This window comes from Peribacillus sp. P4_C12 (genome assembly GCF_056402095.1).
Window position 1 is genome coordinate 1 of the sequence record NZ_JBFUIB010000343.1, and the last position, 4,069, is coordinate 4,069.

Annotated in this window: 6 protein-coding genes; all 6 read right to left on the reverse strand. The window is 38.8% G+C overall.

Annotated elements, in window-relative coordinates:
- On the reverse strand, positions 1-80 hold an 80-nt coding region (locus AC1DUW_RS22460), incomplete at its 3' end, for a CDP-alcohol phosphatidyltransferase family protein (RefSeq protein WP_477643512.1).
- Between the two features lie 180 nt (positions 81-260).
- Positions 261-1,166 (reverse strand): helix-turn-helix domain-containing protein, encoded by a 906-nt coding sequence (locus tag AC1DUW_RS22465; RefSeq protein ID WP_321177339.1) that lies wholly within the window; start codon positions 1,164-1,166, stop codon positions 261-263.
- Positions 1,167-1,174: 8 nt separating this feature from the next.
- Positions 1,175-1,966, reverse strand: coding sequence for a DUF3388 domain-containing protein (locus AC1DUW_RS22470; RefSeq protein WP_053345389.1), 792 nt, complete (start codon positions 1,964-1,966; stop codon positions 1,175-1,177).
- Between the two features lie 241 nt (positions 1,967-2,207).
- Positions 2,208-2,465, reverse strand: a complete 258-nt coding sequence (locus tag AC1DUW_RS22475) for a DUF3243 domain-containing protein (protein ID WP_053345388.1) — start codon at positions 2,463-2,465, stop codon at positions 2,208-2,210.
- An 80-nt stretch (positions 2,466-2,545) separates the two neighbouring features.
- Positions 2,546-3,271 carry an elongation factor P 5-aminopentanone reductase gene (gene ymfI / locus AC1DUW_RS22480; RefSeq protein ID WP_477643510.1) on the reverse strand — a complete coding sequence of 242 codons (726 nt, stop codon included), beginning with the start codon at positions 3,269-3,271 and terminating at the stop codon, positions 2,546-2,548.
- Positions 3,272-3,291: 20 nt separating this feature from the next.
- Positions 3,292-4,069 (reverse strand): EF-P 5-aminopentanol modification-associated protein YfmH (gene yfmH / locus AC1DUW_RS22485; protein ID WP_477643511.1); only part of this gene is annotated, 778 nt, incomplete at its 5' end.

Sequence of the window (4,069 nt, forward strand, 5' to 3'; positions counted from 1 at the left end):
GAAAAAGGTACGAGCATGATGATTAAAAAAACTGGTATTAAACAGATTCTTGCTACTGTAATCTTATTAGGCAGATTCAAACTTTTAACCTCCAAAATTTACGCCTGCTTTTTGGGCAATGCGTTTTCAATCTAAATAATATGAGGCCTAAGGCCAAGATATTTCCTATGTATAATTTAACTCAAAACCCAATGTTATATGCCGGGCAAACCATTTTCAACCTTTGAAATATAAAGAGAAAAATAGTCATCTAAAGATGACTATTCGGCTTTCGTAAATTGTATCGTAACCAATTGCGTATTCACTTCAGTCGGTGAAATAGAATACTCCAGCTTCTCATCATTCACATAAATTTCAGTTTCATATGCTCTGCCTATATTGATGACAGCTTCTTTTTCATTGGTGAAATCAATTTCCTGGCTTTCGTTTTTATTAATTGTGCCCTGGAATAGTAATTTCCCTTCTCCGTTATTAATGCCAACCCACGGTGAGCCTTTAGAAGTCACCTTTAATTTAAAGGTATCTGTATTTTTCAATTCATACGTACTATTTTTACCGCTAGTGCTGACAACGGCAAGTTCCTGCTGTGTCTTTTCATCTACAGCGTCATCTGCATCATCTTTTTTGTCAGATGTATCTTCTTTTTTTACATCTTGCTTTTTGTCTGCTTTTTCTTCTTCTTTATTAAACTCATCACTTTTATTGTATCCAACCGCTTCATTCTGTTTATCGTTCTTTTTATCGTCACTATCAGGCTTACTCATATTACTGGATACTAGCACCCAAATTAAAATAGCAACACCAATAACTAAAACGGCAACCAGGATTTTAGGTAACATTTCTACAACTTTGGAGTCCCCAGCAGGAATCGTTTTCCGGGATTGGACCCTCGAAAGTTGTTCAGGTAGTTCCTCACTATAAACTGAAGGCACTTCACTCTTGTACTGTTCAAAAATCTCTTCTGAATCCAGTCCGACCGCTTCACAATATTGCTTAATGAATGCCCGTACATAAAACTTTCCAGGCATCATACTGTAATTGCCCTCTTCAATTCCAATGAGGTAACGCTTTTGAATCTTCGTTAATTCTTGTAAATCTTCTAAGCTAAGCCCTTTGGCTTCCCTAGCTTCCTTTAATCGATTACCTAACTCAGTCAAATAAAACACCTGCCATTTTAAAAGTCAAAGGAACCAAATTCCGACCCTGAAAACTCGTCTTTTTGGTCGACAACTTCATATGTTATTTCTTCATCTGGATTGTTTCGCAATTCAATAATATAATCAAAGTCTTCGAGAGTATACTCCGTATTTTGTACAAAAACGTCAGGATGTTCGATGACTTTGACAGCATCAAGCCTCATGATTTCACGGATTAGCTGCCAATGACGCTCATTTGCACGGCGAGTTGAAACAATCCCATCTAAAATAAACAAATTATCATTGTTATATTCATCTTCAATAAGCTGACTGCGGATAGTCTGCTTTAAAAGGGTCGATGACACAAATAACCATCTTTTATTAGCACATACACTCGAGGCTACGATAGATTCGGTTTTCCCTACGCGGGGCATGCCTCGAATCCCGATTAACTTATGACCTTCTTGTTTAAATAACTCGGCCAAGAAATCGACAAGCAACCCTAGTTCATCACGGACAAACCTGAACGTGTTTTTTTCATCAGCATCGCGCTGAATATAACGCCCATGCCTGACAGCAAGACGATCACGCAATTTAGGTTCCCTAAGCTTAATGACCTTTATCGTATCCATCGTATGGAGGATTGATTCGAATCTTTCTATATTCCGGCTATCTTCTGCCATTAGAAGTAAACCTCGCCTACCTTCATCGACACCGTTAATAGTGATGATATTGATGGATAGCATACCCAGCAGGGATGAAATATCCCCCAATAAACCTGGACGGTTGACTTGAATTTCATATTCAAAATACCATTCTTTTTTCTCCACGATAACACTCCTTAAGCCTAGAAGCTTTTACCCAACATTCGAGCAAAACTTATCCATCATAAATTTCAAGGTCTGTAACCATTAATTATTATTGTCTAGCTTCTATAATATAGTATTTCGTGATAAGTTAAAAGGAAAAACCCTATAAAAGTGTTCATTTTTATATTAGGGGATAGATCAGGTAGTTATCTTCAAGCCAAAGGCCCTGTTATTTAAATAACAGGGCCTTTGGCTTGAAAATTTACTTTGTTCCATTGTTTCCAACTAACTTGACCATAACGCTTGCCATGGCATGTTTTTCTTCTTCGCTTGCGACCGACCAAAGGTCAGCAATTACTTTCTGTTGATCATTTTTAGGCTCAACTTGCTGTGAAAGGTAATCACCAATTTCGAAAGCTAAGTTGTTAACAGCACCTTCTGACAAACCTTGATGTTCACCTTGATTTAATCTGTCGCCTAAGAAATTTTTCCATTGATCCCAATTGTCTAATACAGACATGAATGGTCACCCTTTCCTTCAAAATAGTACATAGATATTTTGTGAAGGAAACGAAAGAATTATACATAGTATTAAAAAAATCAGGTGTACCAGCCACCGTTTACTCCTAAGATTTGCCCGGTTATATAAGAGGCCTTGTCAGACAGTAAATAGAACACGGCCTCGGCTACTTCCTTCGAACTACCCATACGCCCCATAGGAATATCGCCTTTTATGATTTCCAAGTCTTGGGCACTGAAAGACTCAAGCATAGAAGTGGAAATTGCACCGGGAGCAACTGCATTGACCCGAATTCCATTAAGAGATACTTCTTTGCTTAACGCCTTAATAAAAGCATTTTGACTGCCCTTGACCATTGAATATAGCACTTCACAAGATGCACCCGTCTGTCCCCAAATGGATGTGACGGCCACGATGGCAGCTTGTTCTTGATACATTAATTTCGGAAGTAGTTCCTTTGTTAATTGGAAAGGACTCGTTACATGCAACTGAACCATTTCATTAACGATTTGCTCATCCATATCGGATATGAGTCCATAATAGCTATTGCCACTGTTGAGAACGATGGCATGAAGGGCAAAAATATTTTGCGCCAATTTCTTGTATCCGTCCGCCGCGGCTAAATCTGCTTGAATCGGAATAAGTTCAACCTGATATTGTTTAAGCTCTTCAATCAACTTCCGAATCGCTTCCTCATTGCTGTTGTAATGTAGATAAAGTGAATAGTTCTCCTCGGCGAGCTTTACAGCAATTTCCCTGCCGATTCCTCCACTCGCTCCCGTAATAAGGGCAAAACGCCTCTCCACATTCTCGCCCCCTTTATATATTATTTTGGAAGTACCTGACAGACTGTCATCCGTTCATCGGAAATAAATTCCTTGGCGACCTTCCCGATATCTTCAATCGTAAGTTTTTCCAATACCGATACCACATCAAACAAGTTCATATCATTGAAAGCATATCGGGTGAATTGATTCGCAATATATTCCGGTGAATTCAGAGAACGAAGGAAAGAACCGATTTTCTTCTTAATCGTCCTTTGCAGGCTTTCTTCACTCAAGCCGGTTCCAGATTTGGACTTTTGCAGAATTTCCAATAAAGACTCTGTTAGTTCTTCAGGTTTTGTACTATCCCCGCCAATTAATGCAAACCCAAAACCTTGTTCCTGCGTATAGTCATAAGAGAAGCTTTGATCAATCAAACCCTTCTCGTACATTGTTTCGTGCAGAGGAGAACTTTTGCCGAACAACATTTCTAAATAAATATTGGTCGCCAACTCCCTTTTCAATAGTTGTACACCGGATTGATAAACATCGGTAGCCTTGATTCCCACCATCACTTTCGGTGTCTGAACATTCATTTTTAATATTTCCTTATCTTTAGCAACCGTTTCCGGCTCCGCTTCAAATTTACGCTCTACTTCCGGCTGTTCCTGATATTCTTTATTATTTTGATTATCCCGAATCAACTTCATGGTACTTTCAGCATCAACCGGTCCTACAACGAATAACAGCATGTTGCTTGGATGATAAAACGTATTATAACATTCGTAAAGCATGTCTTTCGTAATACCAGCAATAGATTCCACCGTACCGGCAATATCG

Bases quoted from the DNA above. Each gene is read 5' to 3' on its own strand.
- AC1DUW_RS22475 (WP_053345388.1), bottom strand. From the start codon at position 2,465: ATGTCTGTATTAGACAATTGGGATCAATGGAAAAATTTCTTAGGCGAC.